At 66.9% G+C, this 15857-nt stretch carries 16 protein-coding genes; 15 read left to right on the top strand and 1 reads right to left on the bottom strand.

Annotation, left to right across the window (positions count from 1 at the left end):
- Positions 1-419 precede the first annotated feature (419 nt).
- The 6 genes from ABGI63_RS22215 to ABGI63_RS22190 all read left to right on the top strand — a co-directional run bounded on the left by ABGI63_RS22215 (position 420) and on the right by ABGI63_RS22190 (position 6380).
- Positions 420-1655: a flagellin gene (locus tag ABGI63_RS22215; RefSeq protein WP_349744707.1), complete on the top strand. Its 1236-nt coding sequence runs from the start codon at positions 420-422 to the stop codon at positions 1653-1655.
- A gap of 210 nt (positions 1656-1865) precedes the next feature.
- Complete coding sequence (locus tag ABGI63_RS22210) at positions 1866-3110, top strand: flagellin (RefSeq protein ID WP_349744706.1); 1245 nt, start codon at positions 1866-1868, stop codon at positions 3108-3110.
- Between the two features lie 106 nt (positions 3111-3216).
- The gene (fliD, locus tag ABGI63_RS22205; protein ID WP_349744705.1) at positions 3217-4656 is read left to right on the top strand and encodes a flagellar filament capping protein FliD; all 1440 of its coding nucleotides are present in this window, start codon (positions 3217-3219) and stop codon (positions 4654-4656) included.
- Between the two features lie 168 nt (positions 4657-4824).
- On the top strand, positions 4825-5259 hold the full coding sequence (gene fliS, locus ABGI63_RS22200; protein ID WP_266007082.1) for a flagellar export chaperone FliS: 435 nt from the start codon (positions 4825-4827) through the stop codon (positions 5257-5259).
- Between the two features lie 44 nt (positions 5260-5303).
- Complete coding sequence (locus tag ABGI63_RS22195) at positions 5304-5603, top strand: flagellar protein FliT (protein WP_266007081.1); 300 nt, start codon at positions 5304-5306, stop codon at positions 5601-5603.
- A 39-nt stretch (positions 5604-5642) separates the two neighbouring features.
- On the top strand, positions 5643-6380 hold the full coding sequence (locus tag ABGI63_RS22190) for a flagellar brake protein (RefSeq protein WP_349744704.1): 738 nt from the start codon (positions 5643-5645) through the stop codon (positions 6378-6380).
- A 25-nt stretch (positions 6381-6405) separates the two neighbouring features.
- Here the strand turns inward: ABGI63_RS22190 and fliE are convergent, their stop codons facing one another.
- Positions 6406-6729: a flagellar hook-basal body complex protein FliE gene (gene fliE, locus ABGI63_RS22185; protein WP_349744702.1), complete on the bottom strand. Its 324-nt coding sequence runs from the start codon at positions 6727-6729 to the stop codon at positions 6406-6408.
- A 174-nt stretch (positions 6730-6903) separates the two neighbouring features.
- On the opposite strand from fliE, the gene fliF reads away from it, so the two are divergent.
- The 9 genes from fliF to fliN all read left to right on the top strand — a co-directional run bounded on the left by fliF (position 6904) and on the right by fliN (position 15768).
- On the top strand, positions 6904-8604 hold the full coding sequence (gene fliF, locus ABGI63_RS22180) for a flagellar basal-body MS-ring/collar protein FliF (RefSeq protein ID WP_349744701.1): 1701 nt from the start codon (positions 6904-6906) through the stop codon (positions 8602-8604).
- Positions 8605-8619: 15 nt separating this feature from the next.
- On the top strand, positions 8620-9615 hold the full coding sequence (fliG, locus tag ABGI63_RS22175; RefSeq protein WP_349744700.1) for a flagellar motor switch protein FliG: 996 nt from the start codon (positions 8620-8622) through the stop codon (positions 9613-9615).
- A 12-nt stretch (positions 9616-9627) separates the two neighbouring features.
- Positions 9628-10416, top strand: coding sequence for a FliH/SctL family protein (locus ABGI63_RS22170; protein ID WP_349744699.1), 789 nt, complete (start codon positions 9628-9630; stop codon positions 10414-10416).
- Positions 10413-11849, top strand: coding sequence for a flagellar protein export ATPase FliI (fliI, locus tag ABGI63_RS22165; protein WP_349744698.1), 1437 nt, complete (start codon positions 10413-10415; stop codon positions 11847-11849). Before ABGI63_RS22170 ends, fliI begins: the two co-directional genes overlap by 4 nt.
- A gap of 34 nt (positions 11850-11883) precedes the next feature.
- Positions 11884-12345, top strand: coding sequence for a flagellar export protein FliJ (fliJ, locus tag ABGI63_RS22160; RefSeq protein WP_349744696.1), 462 nt, complete (start codon positions 11884-11886; stop codon positions 12343-12345).
- A gap of 17 nt (positions 12346-12362) precedes the next feature.
- A complete protein-coding gene (locus ABGI63_RS22155) occupies positions 12363-13640 on the top strand; it encodes a flagellar hook-length control protein FliK (protein ID WP_349744695.1) in 1278 nt (425 codons plus the stop codon).
- A gap of 114 nt (positions 13641-13754) precedes the next feature.
- Positions 13755-14324 (top strand): flagellar basal body-associated FliL family protein, encoded by a 570-nt coding sequence (locus ABGI63_RS22150; protein ID WP_349744694.1) that lies wholly within the window; start codon positions 13755-13757, stop codon positions 14322-14324.
- Positions 14325-14336: 12 nt separating this feature from the next.
- A complete protein-coding gene (fliM, locus tag ABGI63_RS22145; protein ID WP_349744693.1) occupies positions 14337-15341 on the top strand; it encodes a flagellar motor switch protein FliM in 1005 nt (334 codons plus the stop codon).
- Positions 15331-15768, top strand: coding sequence for a flagellar motor switch protein FliN (gene fliN, locus ABGI63_RS22140; protein WP_137943301.1), 438 nt, complete (start codon positions 15331-15333; stop codon positions 15766-15768). Before fliM ends, fliN begins: the two co-directional genes overlap by 11 nt.
- Positions 15769-15857: the final 89 nt, after the last annotated feature.

Here is a 15857-nt window from a genome sequence, read left to right as displayed (position 1 = left end):
GGATTGTGAAGACCGGAACAGGACCCCAACATCAGGCCAAATCCGCGCGTTGCGTCTCTCTTCCGAGCAGGGCCGTGTCAGGCAAATTCCTACAAGCCTGCTGCAGACCAAGAATTACCGTTTTGTTCCGGCGAGCACCTGCCCCACGTAACAGCGTGTGAAACATGCCTAAAGTTCTGTCAGGCCAGATCGATAAACATCCCAACGGAATCGAAGCTTCGGCTCCGTGGTCCGGAACAGCCGACCGGTGGATTTTGAGTGGATCAACTCAGACGACCTCTCAAGTCTTCATCGACTAGCTGCCGCCGGACGCAGTCTGCGGCTTGCCGCAGACGCGGGGAGCGCCATCACCCGATGGCGAGCCCCGAGGCAAGAGCCGGCGTCTGCCGGGAGCACCTGTAACACTTTGGAGATCGATCATGTCAATGTCTGTCAACACCAACTCGGTTTCGCTGAACGCCCAGCGCAATCTGTCCTCTTCGCAAAACTCGCTGGCCACATCGATGCAGCGTCTGTCGTCCGGTCTGCGCGTCAACAGCGCCAAGGACGATGCCGCCGGCCTGGCGATCGCCGAGCGCATGAGCGCCCAGACCCGCGGCCTGAACGTCGCGGCCCGCAATGCCAACGACGGCATCTCGCTGGCCCAGACCGCTGAAGGCGCGCTGGGCAAGGTCGGCGACATGATGCAGCGTATGCGTGAACTGGCCGTGCAGTCGGCCAACGCGACCAACAGCTCCGATGACCGCAAGGCCCTGCAGGCCGAAGTCACGCAGCTGCGTGATGAAATCGACCGCGTCGCCAAGAACACCTCGTTCAACGGCCGCAAGCTGCTCGACGGCTCCTTCGGTTCGGCCAACTTCCAGGTCGGCTCCGACTCGGGCCAGAACATCACGGTCGGCAGCCTGACCGACACCACCACCGCCGGTCTGTCCAACATCACCTATGGCGACAACTCGACGCTGTCGGCCGCTGGCGATACCGGTGCGGTGGTGGTGACTGACGCCGTCGTGACCGGCTACAACGCCGAAATCGCGGCCGGCACGCTGACCATCCAGGTCGGCACCGGCACCGCGATCGACCTCGGCAAGATCGAGGCCGCCGGCTCGGGCAAGGAGCGTTTCGGCCAGGTCATCGAGGCGATCAACCGCAAGACGGCCGACACCGGCGTCTCGGCTTTCGCGACCGCCAATGCCGACGGCACGATGCGCCTGGAAGTGGTCAGCTCCAAGCTGGACTCGGCCACCCCGCCGGCCCCCGAGACCATCACCTTCGCCGGCTTCACCGCCGCCGACACCGGCATGGCCGTGGCCGATATGGCCCAGACCGCCAAGCAGAACGAGGTCGGCATCGACGATATCTCGGTGGAAACCGAGAAGGACTCCTGGGTTGCGATGAAGCAGCTCGACAGCGCGCTGAACCAGGTCAACAGCGCCCGTGCCAAGCTGGGCGCCGTGCAAAGCCGCTTCGAGAGCGCGGTCGGCAACATCATGATCCAGAGCGAGAACACCTCGGCGGCCCGCGGCCGCATCATGGACGCCGACTTCGCGACGGAAACCTCCAATCTGTCGCGCACGCAGATCCTGCAGCAGGCCGGCACGGCAATGGTGGCCCAGGCCAACCAGCTGCCGCAGCAAGTGCTGTCGCTGCTGCGCTGATCGGCCAGACACCGGGCGCGCAAGCGCTCGGTTGAGTCCTCCAACCAAGCCCCGGCCATGCGCCGGGGCTCTTCATTGACGGCATCGAATAAGGCATCGAACACCCTGCTTATCGAGTCTTCCGACATTTAAGTTCTGCCGAAGAATGCAGCTACCGAGTAGGTACGCCGGCTCCAAGCCGGAATCATCGATTTCAGTAGGAGAGCCGCGATGCCTCAAACCATCAATACCAACATCGTTTCGCTGAACGCGCAACGAAACCTGAACAACAGCCAGAGTTCTCTGGCCACCTCGATGCAGCGCCTGTCCTCGGGCCTGCGTGTCAACAGTGCCAAGGACGATGCGGCCGGTCTGGCGATCGCCGAGCGCATGAACACCCAGGTGCGCGGCCTCAATGTCGCGGCCCGCAATGCCAATGACGGCATCTCGCTGGCGCAGACCGGTGAGGGCGCGCTCGGCAAGGTCGGCGACATGCTGCAGCGCATGCGCGAGCTGGCCGTGCAATCGGCCAACGCGACCAACAGCCCGGACGATCGCAAGGCCCTGCATGCCGAAGTGGTGCAGCTGCGCGACGAAATCGACCGCGTCTCGAAGCAGACCTCGTTCAACGGCAAGCGTCTGCTGGACGGGTCCTTCACCGCCGCGACTTTCCAGATCGGCGCCAACTCGGGTGACGGCATCACGATCGGCAGCCTGGCCAACACGACGACCGCCGCCATCTCGACGGTCCAGTACGCGGAAGGCAATACCGCCGCCTCCTTCGATGGCGCTCAGATCACCGGCACCAATCTGGCGGCCATCCCCGGCGCCGCCAATCCCGGCCCGCTGACCATCACGGTGGCGCCCAGCGTCACGCCCATCGATATCGGCACGATCCCGGCATCCAGCTCCGAGAAGGAGCGCCTGGGCGAGGTCATCGAGGCGATCAACCGCAAGACCACCGACACCGGCATCTCGGCCTATCTGGTGGAAGACCCGGCCGTGGCTGGTGCCTTTAAGATCACGATGATGTCCTCCCGCATCGACTCGACGACCGGCCTGCCCGGCGCGGTCACGCTGGCGGGCTTCACGACGGCCACCACCGGTGTGGACGCCGGCGACGGCGCCCTGATCGTGCCGCCGGCGGTCAACCCCGAGATCGGCATCGACAGCCTGAGCATCGAGACCGAGGTCGGCGTGTGGAAGGCCATCATGAAGATCGACAGCGCGCTGGACCAGGTCAATGGCGCGCGCGCCCAGCTCGGCGCGGTGCAAAGCCGCTTCGAGACGGCGGTCGCCAATATCCAGATCCAGAGCGAGAACGTGTCGGCCGCCCGCGGTCGCATCATGGACGCCGACTTTGCCCAGGAAACCGCCAACCTGTCGCGCGCCCAGATCCTGCAGCAGGCCGGCACCGCGATGGTGGCCCAGGCCAACCAGCTGCCGCAGCAGGTGCTGCAGCTGCTGCAAGGCTAAGCGCCCTCCCTTCCCCGCTGGCGAGGCCCGTTGCATGCAAACGTAACGGGCCTTCAGTTATTGGCTCAAGGGACCGACAACAGATCACGGCTCCAAGGATACGGACATGGGCATTTCATCGACAGGCATTGGCAGCAATCTGCCGGTCGCCGAAATCATCGACAAGCTGGTCGCGCTGGAGAAGAAGCCGCTGCAGAGCCTGCAGACCTCGGCCACCTTCATCCAGACCCAGATCTCGACCTATGGCAAGGTGCAAAGCCTGCTGTCGGGCGTGACCTCGGCCGCCAATGCGATGGCCAAGGCCTCGCTGTGGGGCCAGACCTCGGCCGGCAGCAGCAATCCGACCGCGCTGTCCGCCACCGCCAGCGCCGGCGCCAGCGCGGGCAACTACAGCGTCAACGTGACCCAGCTGGCCAGCGCCCACAGCCTGGCCTCGGGCGCCTATGCCTCCGGCGCTGCGGTACTGGGCAGCGGCAAGCTGAAGATCGAGCTGGGCAAGTACACCGAACAGACCGCGCCCGCGAACCCGAGCTTCACGCCCAAGGACGGCGCCAAGACCATCAACCTCGAGTTCAGCGCGGAGGGCACGACGCTGGAAGATGTGCGCAAGGCCATCAACGACGCCAAGTCCGGCGTCACCGCCAGCATCGTCAAGGATGCCAGCGGCGCGCGCCTGACGATACGCAGCGACACCACCGGCGAGCTGAGCGCGCTGCGCATCAGCGCCACCGACCTGGCCGACGCCCCGCTGGCCACCGGCCTGGGGGCCCTGGGCTACAGCCCCGACAGCGGCAACACGACGATGCAGCAAACGGTGGCGGCCAAGAATGCGCTGGCCACCGTCAACGGCCTGGATGTGGTGTCCGAATCCAATACCTTCAGCGGCGCGATCGAGAATGTCAGCTTCACCGTCTCGGCACTGACGACGACGCCGGCCACGATCAATGTCGCCAATGACGGTGCGGCGCAGAAGAAGGTGGTGCAGGACTTCGTCACCGCCTACAACGCGCTGAACAGCTTTCTGGTCGAGCAGACCAAGTACGACGAGAAGGCCAAGATCGGCGGCGCGCTGCAGGGCGACAGCACGGTGCTGAACCTGCGCAACCAGATGCGCAACATCCTGCGCGAGACCGGCGCCGGCCAGTTCAATTTCCTCAGCATGACCAGCAAGGATGCCGACGCACCGACCGACGGCACGATCACGCTGGACATCGGCGCGCTGGACAAGGCCATTGCCGACCCCGGCAAGCTGGCCAAGCTCTTCGCCGGCGACGCCTCGGCCAATATCACCGGCATGGCCAAGCGCCTGGCCGATTTCACGACCGGGCTGACCGGCAGCAAGGGCTCGCTGAGCAGCCGCACCGAGGGCCTGAACCAGAAGCTCAAGCTCAACGAGAAAGACCAGGACAAGGCCGAGGACCGCATCGCCCGGCTGACCGACCGGCTCAACAAGCAGTACCAGGCGCTGGACAACCGCATGGCCGGCCTGAGCTCGCTGCAGAACTACATCAACCAGCAGGTCGCGAACTGGAACAAATCCTCCTGAGAGCCCCCTGCTTCGCCCGCCCATGCCCGCCGCCCGCGGGCATGCGTCGTTCTGGGCCCTGCAATCCCGGTGTAACAAGGCGAATCTGTCACATCCTGAGGCTCAAGTCGGCACCGGGGATGGCCGATAAGGACTACATAGCAGCATCCAACCGGCCCTCATCACATCATGAACGCCATCGCCACCTTCTTCGAACCGGCCCGCACGCACAACACCATGGCGAGCAACTTCTACCGCCAGACCGGCGTGCAGACGGGCCTGGAAGCCGCTTCGCCGCACCGCCTGGTGGTGATGCTGTTTGACGGGTTGATGGAGGCCATGGCCCAGGCCCGCGGCGCGATCGCCTCGGGCAATGTCGAGCTGAAGTGCCGTGCCATCGGTCGGGCGGTGCGCATCGTCGACGAGGGCCTGAAGAGCGCGCTGGACCTGAACCAGGGCGGCAATCTGGCGGCGGACCTGTCCGATCTGTACGGCTATGTGATCCACCGCCTGACCGAAGCCAATCTGCACTCCGATGTCGATGCGCTGGAGGACTGCCGAAAAGTCATCGAACCCCTGCGCGAAGCATGGCTGGCCATCGCCCCCCAGGCCGACAGCCGCTGAGCCGCCGCCACCTCACAGCAACGCCGCGAATGATAGGTATCACCATGAACACCCACCTGCTGAGCTATTACGAAGCCATTGAGCAAGCCAGTGCCGACATGCTGTCGGCTGCCCGCTCGGGCAATTGGGACCAGGTCGTCAAGCTCGAAGGCGCTTGCGTGCTGCTGATCTCGCAACTCAAGCGTGCCGCCTCGCAGGACCAGCTGCCGCCCGAGGAGAACCAGCTGAAGACCCGCATCATGCAGCGCATCCTGCTCAACGACGCCGAGATCCGGCACCTGGCCGAGCCCTGGCTGGAAGACCTGGACCTGGTGCTCAGCGGCAAGAGCAAGATGGTGCACTGAACAAGGCCCGGGGCCTGCGGGCCTCGACCCCTGCTTCGCATGACGACCCGACAGCTCGACGAGTTTCGCATCGCAGCCAGGCCCGAGATCGAGGCCTGGCTGCGCCGTTTGCTGGACCGCCAGGTGCGCCTGCAGCTGAGCACCCCGGCCGGCGCCAGCCTGCTGACCCAGCTGTGCAGCGTCGATGCCGAGCACCACAGCCTGGGCTTCGAGGTCATGCCCGACTCGCTGCAGCAGCTGCAGGCCCTGCTCGACAGCGCCGAGCTGGTCGCGGTGGCCTATCTGGACCATATCCGGCTCGAGTTCGAGCTCGATGCCCTGGTGCTGGTGCAAGGCGCCGCGCTGAGCACTTTGCGCGCCCCCTGGCCGGCCGAGCTCTACCGCTTCCAGCGCCGCCAGGCCTTTCGCGTCGAGCCGCTGGGCCACAGCTATCCACGGGTGCTGGTGCAGCATCCGAACCAGCCCGATATGGCGCTGCGCCTGCGCGTGCTGGATCTGAGCGTCAGCGGCCTGGCCCTGCTGCTGCCGGCCGATGTGCCGCCGCTGCAGGCCGGGCTCAGCCTGAACGCAGCCCGCGTCGAACTCGATGGCGATGTGCATTTCGAGACCGCGCTGCGCCTGCAGCATGTCGGCCCCTGCAGCCCCGACGCTCAGGGCATCAGCCATGGTCTGCGCCTGGGCTGTGCCTTTGGCACCCTGCCCAGCGGCGCCGAGCGCGCGCTGCAGCTCTACATCGACCAGACCCAGAAACGCCAGCGGCTGCTGAAAAAGCCCTGACGGCCGCGCCGGCCAAGGCGGCCGGCTACACCTGCATATTCATCACTTCGGAATAGGCCGAGACCAGGCGGTTGCGCACCTGCAAGGTGGCCTGAAAGCCGATCTGGGCCTTCTGCATCGCCACCATGGTCTCTTCCAGGCTGACATTAGGGTTGTCCAGCTGGACCTCGCGCTGCAGCCGCGTCGCCTCGGTCTGCTGCTGGCTGACGCCCTTCATCGCCTGGGCCATCGCATCGCCGAAGCTGGCACCACCGACCGCCTTGGGCTTGGCCAGCGGCTGACCATTGACAGCCATGCCGGCGCGGGCGGCGGCCTGGGCGAAATCAAAGGGCTTGAGCTTGAGGTCCATGGCAGCGAATGCTACGCATGCTCGCGCCATCCTAAGGAGGGAACTGCGCTCGGTTCATCGGCCTGTTCGCGGCTTTCTTGAGGGCCCAAATCCGAATAATTGCAGGCAACGGGTCATCTGTCGGTGGTCCGTGAAGAACTGCACAAACACAGCGCACAGAGAACCCGCCGCCCCATGGACAACGCCCTCGCCACACCCGCTCCCACCGCCCTGGCCGATCCGGCGCAGCCGGCCGCGCCGGCTGGCTTTGCGGCCCGCATGGCGGCCCTGCCGATGCGCAGCAAGCTGAGCCTGGGCGTGGGCCTGGCGGCGCTGGCCGGCGTGGTGCTGGCCATGACCCTGTGGAGCGGCCAGGGCGACTATCGCCCGGTCTTCACCGGCCTGTCGGACAAGGACGGCGGTGCGGTGATCGCCCAGCTCGCCACCCTCAACGTGCCTTACCGCCACGAGCCCGGCGGCACGATTCTGGTGCCGGCCAACCAGGTCTACGACGTGCGCATGAAGCTGGCCTCGGCCGGCCTGCCCAAGGGCAGCACGGTGGGCTTCGAGCTGATGGACAAGACCTCGATCGGCCAGACCCAGTTCAATGAACGCCTGAACTTCCAGCGCGCGCTGGAAGGCGAGCTGACCCGCACCATCACCGCGCTCAATGACGTCGCCGACGCCCGCGTGCATCTGGCGATGCCGCAGCAGAACGGCTTCTTCCGCGAGCAGCAAAAGCCCAGCGCCTCGGTGATGCTGACCCTGCGGGCCGGGCGCACGCTGGACCGCGCCCAGGTGGCCGGCATCGTCCATCTGGTTTCGGCCTCGGTGCCCGAGCTGAATCCCAAGGCCGTCAGCGTGCTGGACCATACCGGCGCCCTGCTGTCCAACGCCGGCGACAACGGTTCCGGCCTGGACAGCCAGCAGCTGCAATACAAGCAGCAGATCGAGGCCAACTACAACAAGCGCATCTACGAGCTGCTGGAGCCGGTGGTGGGCCGCGAAAACCTGCGCGCTACCATCACCGCCGATGTCGATTTCTCGCAGGTCGAATCGACCGCCGAGGAATACAAGCCCAACCAGGGCGCCAATGCCCAGGCCTCGGTGCGCAGCAACCAGACCCAGGAATCGATCAACGCGACACCGGCCCTGCCCACCGGCGTGCCGGGCGCGGCCACCAACCAGCCGCCGGTGCCGGCCACCGCACCGATCAACGGCCAGGCCGCCCCGCTGCAGACCGCTCAAGGAGCGGGCAACGGCCAGCAGAGCACGCGCCGCGAGGCCGTCACCAATTACGAACTCGACAAGACCGTGCGCGTGACACGCAACGCCACCGGCACGGTGCGGCGCCTGAACGCCGCCGTCGTGATCAACCACCGCCAGGTCACCGACGCCAAGGGCAAGACCAGCAGCCAGCCGGTCTCGGCCGAGGAACTGACCAAGCTCAACGAACTGGTGCGCGAGGCCATGGGCTTCAGCCAGGAGCGCGGCGATTCGATCAAGGTGGTCAGCGCGCCCTTCATGGACAGCAAGCCCGAGATCGTCGACGTGCCGCTGTGGAAGCAGCCCTGGCTGCTGGAGCTGCTGCGCACGGCCGCCGTGCCGCTGGCCCTGGTGCTGGTGGCGCTGATCGCGGTGTTCGGCCTGGTGCGCCCGGCGATCCGCGCCGCCAACCCGGCGCCGGCCGAGACCAAGACCGACGAGGCCGGCCAGCTCAACGCGATGGTCGACGACCAGCATGAACTGCCCGGCATGGGCGGCCTGCCGGCCCTGGAAGCCCCGATCTCGAATGACAAGCTGGAGCGGGCCCGCCAGCTCGCCCGCGACAACCCGGTGGCGGTGGCCAACATCATGCGCTCCTGGATCAACGGCGAAGAACTCGCCACGACTTGACGAACGAGAACCCTCATGGACGATCAAGGCGTAGAAGACGCAGCCATCCTGCTGATGTCCCTCGGTGAGGAAGAAGCCTCCGAGGTCTTCAAGCATCTGCAACCCAAGGAAGTGCAGAAGCTCGGCGAGACCATCGCCAAGCTCAAGGTGATCCCGCGCAGCCGTGTCGAGGAAGTGCTGCAGCGTTTCGACGCGGTCGCCGAGACCCAGAGCACCCTGGTCAATGACACCGATGAATATGTGCGCAATGTGCTGCGCAAGGCCCTCGGCGACGACAAGGCCAATCTGCTGCTGGACCGCATCCTGCAAGGCGGCGATGTCTCCAGCATCGAGAGTTTGAAGTGGATGGACGCCGCCTCGGTGGCCGAGCTGCTGCGTAACGAGCATCCGCAGATCATTGCCGCCATCCTGGCGCATCTGGATTTCGACCAGACCAGCTCGGTGCTGCGCGTCTTCACCGAGCGCCAGCGCAACGAGGTGCTGGTGCGCATCGCGACCCTGGACGGCATCCAGCCTATGGCCTTGAAGGACCTCAACGAGGTGATGAGCCAGGTGCTGGCCGGCGGCGAGCGCATGAAGAAAAGCTCGCTGGGCGGCGTCAAGACCGCGGCCGAGATCATCAATATGCTGGGCTCCTCGGTCGAGGCCTCGGTGCTGGACTACATCCGCGAAGCCGATGCCGATCTGGCCCAGAAGATCATGGACAATATGTTCACCTTCGAAGATCTGGACAAGATCGACGACAAGGGCATCCAGGCCGTGCTCAAGGAAGTGCAGAGCGAATCCCTGGTGGTGGCGCTCAAGGGCGCGGCGCCCGAGCTGCGCGAGAAGATCTTCCGCAATATGTCCACCCGCGCGGCCGAGACCCTGCGCGAGGATCTCGAATCGCGCGGCCCGGTGCGGCTCTCCGAGGTCGAGAGCGAGCAGAAGGAAATGCTCAAGATCGTGCGCCGCCTGGTCGACGAGGGTCAGATCATGCTGGCTGGCGGCGGCGACGACCAGTTCCTCTGAGGCTGACCCGCAATGGCCATCAGACAACCACCCCGCCAGGTGCCGCCGCCCGAACGCCGCGACGGCGAGGAGCGCCGCAGCAGCTACAGCCGCTTCATCCCGCGCGAGGAGCTGTCCGGCTTCGCCGCCTGGAACCCCGACGCGCTGCAAGGCGGCCCGGAAGCCCGGCGCCCGCCTATCTATGCGCCGGCGCCACCGCCCGCCCCGGCCGCCGCGCCCGCGCCGCCGCCGGCGCCCGAGCCACAGATCGAAGACCTGCTGCATGCCGCGCGCCAGTCCGGCTACCAGGACGGCTACCGCGACGGCATGGCCGCGCTGGATGCCTTCAAGAAGAGCTTCGCCCAGCAGATGAGCGCCCAGCTGGGCACGCTGGTGAAGAGCTTCGACGCCGAATTCCGCGCGCTCGAAGACCAGATGGCCGAGGCGCTGGCCGCGATGGCCGTCGAGCTGGCGCGCCAGGTCTTGCGCAGCGAGATCCAGCAGCGCCCCGAACACATCGCCCAGGTCGCGCATGACGCGGTCGAGGCCTTGCAGATGTCGGCCCGCCATGTGCGTGTGCGCGTCAATCCGGACGATCTGCCGCTGGTGCTGGACGGCGCCGGCGAGGAAATGAAGGCCCGCGAGGCCCAGGTGCTGCCCGACCCCGAGGTGCCGCGCGGCGGCTGCAAGGTCGAGTCCGACATCGGCAGCGTCGACGCAACCCTGGCCGCGCGCTGGCTGCAGGTGACCGGCGCGATGGGCCAGAGCACGCTGTGGGAAGACCGCCGCCAGACGGACGCCGAAGCGGAGGCCCAGGAATGAGCCAGGACCTGCAGGAAAGCCGTCGCGAGCGCTGGACCCGCTATCTGGAGGATCTGCAGTCCTTTGCCGCCACCCCGGTGGCGCTGGAGCCGCAGGGCAAGCTGGTGCGCGTGGCCGGCATGGTGCTGGAAGCCACCGGCGTGCGTGTGCCGGTGGGCTCGGTCTGCGAGATCCACCTGCCCCGTTCGGCCAACTCGCGCCGCGGCAGCCCGCCGGTCAAGGCCGAGGTGGTGGGCTTCTCGGGCGACCGCGCCTATCTGATGCCCACCGACGAGGTGCAGGGCCTCTCCAGCGGCGCGATGGTGCTGCCGCGCCTGTCGCCGCCCAGCGCGCCCCAGCTGGGCAAGCCGCAACACCCCTGGCGCCGCGACGAAGACCGCGGCCTGCACCTGCCGATGGGCGAAGGCCTCTTGGGCCGCGTGGTCGACTCGCACGGCCACCCGCTGGACCGCAAGGGCCCGCTGGAGCGGGTGCAGGACCGGCCGATGATTCGCCGCCCCATCAATGCGATGGACCGCGACCCGGTGCGCACCCCGCTGGACACCGGCGTGCGCTCGATCAACGCGATGCTGACGGTGGGCCGCGGCCAGCGCCTGGGCCTGTTCGCCGGCACCGGCGTCGGCAAATCAGTCTTGCTGGGCATGATGGCGCGCTACACCCAGGCCGATGTGATCGTGGTCGGCCTGATCGGCGAGCGCGGCCGCGAGGTCAAGGAATTCATCGAGGATATCCTCGGCGAGGACGGCATCAAGCGCTCGGTCGTCGTCGCCGCGCCGGCCGACGCGCCGCCGCTGGTGCGCATGCAGGGCGCGACCTATGCCACGGCCATCGCCGAGCATTTCCGCGACCAAGGCCAGCATGTGCTGCTGCTGATGGACTCGCTGACCCGCTATGCGATGGCGCAGCGCGAGATCGCGCTGGCCATCGGCGAGCCGCCGGCCACCAAGGGCTATCCGCCGTCCTGCTTTGCCAAGCTGCCGCAGCTGGTCGAGCGCAGCGGCAACGGCCAGCCCGGCGAGGGTTCGATCACCGCCTTCTACACGGTGTTGTCCGAGGGCGACGACCAGCAGGATCCGATTGCCGACGCGGCACGCGGCATCCTGGACGGCCACATCGTGCTGAGCCGCGAGCTGGCCGAGGCCGGCCACTACCCGGCGATCGACATCGAGCGTTCGATCTCGAGGGTGATGAGCAATGTCGCCGAGAAACCCCATCTGGAGGCCGCGCGGCGTTTCCGCCAGCTGCTGGCCAAGTACAACAAGGCGCGCGATCTGATACAGCTGGGTGCCTATGCCCCCGGCCACGACCATGAGCTCGATCTGGCCGTGCGCCTGCACACCGATATGAACCGCCTGCTGCAGCAAGACATGCACAGCCCCGCCCAGCTGCAAGCCAGCGTGGGCCAGCTTGAAGCAGTGGTTAACCAAGGCTGAAACCGGCCGATAAGCGTTATACGGAGAGCTATTCATGAGCACCCAAGCCCTCACCATCCTGCTGGAGCGCGCCGAAGCCGAGCGCGACGACGCCTTGTCGCAGCTGCAGGCGCTGATGCGCCAGGCCGAGGCCGCGCGCAGCCAGGCCGACCAGCTGGGCCAGTACCGCAGCGAATACCAGCAGCGCTGGACCCAGACCTTCGCGCGCAAGACCACCATCGACATCGTCGGCTGCTACCAGAACTTCGGTCTGCGCCTGGACCAGGCGATCGACCAGCAAGGCTCGGTCAGCCGCTATGCCGAGCAGCGCGTCGAGCGCGCCCGCGAGACCCTGCGCGAGCTGGAGATGCGCGTGGCCTCGGTGCGCAAGCTGCTGGAGCGGCGCAGCGCGGAACGCGCCCGCCTGCTGAACCGCCAGGACCAGAAGGCCACCGATGAACAGGCCGCCCGTGCGGCGCTGGCCGCCTTCAATCCGATGATGCGCCTGAGCGCCTGAGCGACCGGGAGCCCGTGATGAACAGTCTTCTCTCCACCAGCACGCCGTTCCTGGGCGGCAGCGGCAAGCCGCCCGTCGTGTCCGGCAACAGCCCCCTGCTCTCGGCCTCGGCCAACGATGTCGCGGCCAGCTTCTCGGAACTGCTGCGCGGCAGCGGCGCCAAGCCCGCGGCGATGAGCCCACCGGTCGAGCAGCCGCCCCCCGCCCAGCAGGCGCCCAGCCGGCCGGTGCCGCCGCCCAAGACGGACGCCGGTCCGACCCAGGCTCAGGTGCAGGCCAAGCTGGACCGCGCCAACAGCCAGGCCCGCAGCGCCCAGGCGCGCGGCGAGGCTGCAGCCGGCCGCAACGCCGAGCGCGTGGCCCAGCCCGAGACGGCCACCGTCAAGGACGCCAAGACAGCCGCCGAGGGCAAGGACGCGATCGACAAGCCGGCCTCGGCCCCTGCCGAGGCTGCAAGCGAGACCGAGCAGAAGACCGCACAGCCGGCCGAGCCGGCCGTGGCTGCCATGCTGACGGCGCTGCCCATCGACATCAAGGCCATCAAGATCAGCGCGAGCGAGGACGGCAAGACCGACGCCCGCAGCGCCACGGCCAAGAGCGGCAAGTCACAGCTCGCCGACATCGGCGGCGGCCATGCAGCAGCCGGTGCCGCAACCGGCGGAACTGCCAGCGCAGCAACCGGCGCGCGCGACAGCGCCGCCGGCATCGCGCTCGATGGCATGCCGGCCAGCGTCGCCAAGCCGGCCGCGCCGGCGAGCGCCGGCAGCGCCGCGCCCTCCTTCGAGGCCGTGATAAACGCGGCCCAGGCCCAGCTGGCCAAGGGCGGCATCGACGCCAACAGCCCCGCAGCCGCGAGCGCGCCGGCCGCCAGGCTGGAGCTGGCCCAGCCCTTGCACAGCCCGGCCTTCGGACCCGAGATGGCGGCGCGACTGAGTCTGCTGGCGGCCGACGGCGTCCAGCAGGCCCAGCTGCATCTGAACCCGGCCGAGATGGGCCCGGTCTCGGTGCAGATCGTCGTCGAGGGTCAGCAGGCACAGATCTCCTTCCACAGCGACCAGGCCGACACCCGTGCGGTGCTGGAAAACAGCCTGCCCGAGCTGGCGGCCGCCTTGCGCGAGAGCGGGCTGACCTTGAGCGGCGGCGGCGTCTTCCAGCAGGCCCGAGATCCCGAGGCGCGGGCGCAGCCGGCCGATGGCCGCAGCGCCGTGCGCACCAGCGTCGAGGACAGCGCCGCCCCCGTCAGCACGCCGATCCGCGCGACGGCCAGCCGGGGCGTGCTCGACCTCTATGCCTGAGCGGGCGTGAACATGATCGTCAAAACCCGGCTTTTCGGAGCTTGGCCCGGCCCATATGGCCGAATAATGCGAGTTATCGGCGGCCTGCACGGGCCGCATTGACAAGGAGTTGATATGGCTACAGCCGCCGCCGGCGATGCGGCCCCCGCAGGCGGGGGCAAGAAGAAGCTCGTCATCATCGTGGTGGCCGTGCTGGTGCTGGCCTTGGTGGGTGTTGCCGCGCTGCTGCTGCTGAAGAAGAAGCCGGCCGAGGACGAAGACGGCGAGTCCGCCGCCCCGGCGGCCGCCCATCACTCGGAAGTCAAGCCCGGCACGCCGCCGGTGTTCGTGCCGCTGGAGCCCTTCACCGTCAATCTGGCCGACAAGGAAGTGGACCGCTTTGCCCAGATCGGCATCACGCTGGAAGTGGCCGACGCCAAGTTCGCCGAGCAGCTCAAGCTCTATATGCCGGCGATCCGCAGCAATGTGCTGATGGTGCTGTCGCACAAGACCTCGGTCGAATTGCTGACCCTGGAGGGCAAGGAAAAGCTGGCGCGCGACATCATGCGCGAGTCGCTGCGCCCGATGGGCATCGAGATCGATGACGAGGACGATGAGGACACGACGAAGAAAAAGCGCAAGAAGAAACGCAATGTCGTCAGCCCGATCAGCAATGTGCTGTTCTCCAGCTTCATCGTCCAATAGCGATTCACCATCATGAATCAGCAAATCCTTTCGCAAGACGAAGTCGATGCCCTGCTGCAAGGCATTACCGGCGAGAGCCAGAAGCTCGAAGCGGAAGAGGAGCAGGTCGGCGGCATACGCGACTACAACCTGGCCAGCCAGGAACGCATCGTGCGTGGGCGCATGCCCACGATGGAGATCATCAACGAGCGTTTCGCCCGCAATATCCGCATCGGCCTGTTCAACTTCATCCGCAAAAGCCCCGAGGTCGCGATCGGCGGCATCAAGGTGCAGAAGTACAGCGCCTTCCTGCGTGAGATCGTCGTCCCGACCAACTTCAACATCGTCTCGGTCAAGCCGCTGCGCGGCAATGGCCTGATCGTCTGCGACCCGACGCTGGTGTTCGCGGTGATCGATTCGCTGTTCGGCGGCATCGGCAAGTTCCACGCCCGCATCGAGGGTCGCGATTTCTCGGCCACCGAGCAGCGCGTGATCCTGCGCCTGGTCGAGGTGATCGTCGCCGAGTACAAAAAGGCCTGGATGGGCATCTACCCGCTGGAGCTGGACTACCAGCGCTCGGAGATGCAGCCGCAGTTCGCCAATATCGCCACGCCCAGCGAGATCGTCGTCTCGACCTCGTTCACGCTGGAGATCGGCGAGACCAGCGGCACCGTCTATTTCTGCATTCCCTACTCGACGCTGGAACCGATTCGCGATGTGCTCTACAGCACCACGCAGGGCGACTCCTCCGAGCCCGACCGGCGCTGGGTCAATCTGCTGAAGCACCAGATCCAGGCGGCCGAGGTCGAGCTGGTGGCCGAGCTGGGCCATGCGCCGGCCACCGTCGAGCAGTTGCTGGCCTTCAAGCCCGGCGACTTCATCGAGCTGGACCTGGACCCCATCATCAAGACCAAGATCGATGGCGTGCCGGTGTTCGACTGCCACTACGGCACCTCGAACGGCAAGTACGCCCTGAAAGTAGACAAGATGCTGACCGCCCCGGATGCGGGTTGGCTGGGAGCCCGTGATGCCACCTGATAGCCCCTCTCAAGACGAACAGGACGCAATGGCGGCCGAATGGGCCGCCGCGCTGGCCGAAGCCAAGCCGGCCGAAGTGGCCGACGAGGTGCAGGCCGCCGCCGAGCAGGTGGCGCCGGCCAGCTTCGCGAACTTCACGCCGACGCCCAGCAATATGCCGGGCAGCGACATCAATATGATTCTGGACATCCCGGTCCAGCTGACCGTGGAGCTGGGGCGCACCCGCATCCCGATCAAGAACATCCTGCAGCTGGCCCAGGGCTCGGTGGTCGAGCTCGACGCGCTGGCCGGCGAGCCGATGGATGTGCTGGTCAACGGCTATCTGATCGCCCAGGGCGAGGTCGTGGTGGTGAACGACAAGTTCGGCATCCGGCTGACCGATATCGTCACGCCCTCGGAGCGCATGCGCCGCCTCAGCAAGGCCTGACCCCAGGAACCGAGCCCAAGGCCCGAACTCGGGCCGAAAGCCCCGCTTCCAAGCACGATTGACCGGGCCTGGCCCGGCCCACAATCGGC

The sequence above is a fragment of the Roseateles cavernae genome (genome assembly GCF_040187885.1).
GTDB lineage: Bacteria > Pseudomonadota > Gammaproteobacteria > Burkholderiales > Burkholderiaceae_C > Roseateles_E > Roseateles_E cavernae.
Note: the sequence above shows the minus strand (reverse complement) of the source record. Positions and strands in the feature narration are given on the sequence as shown.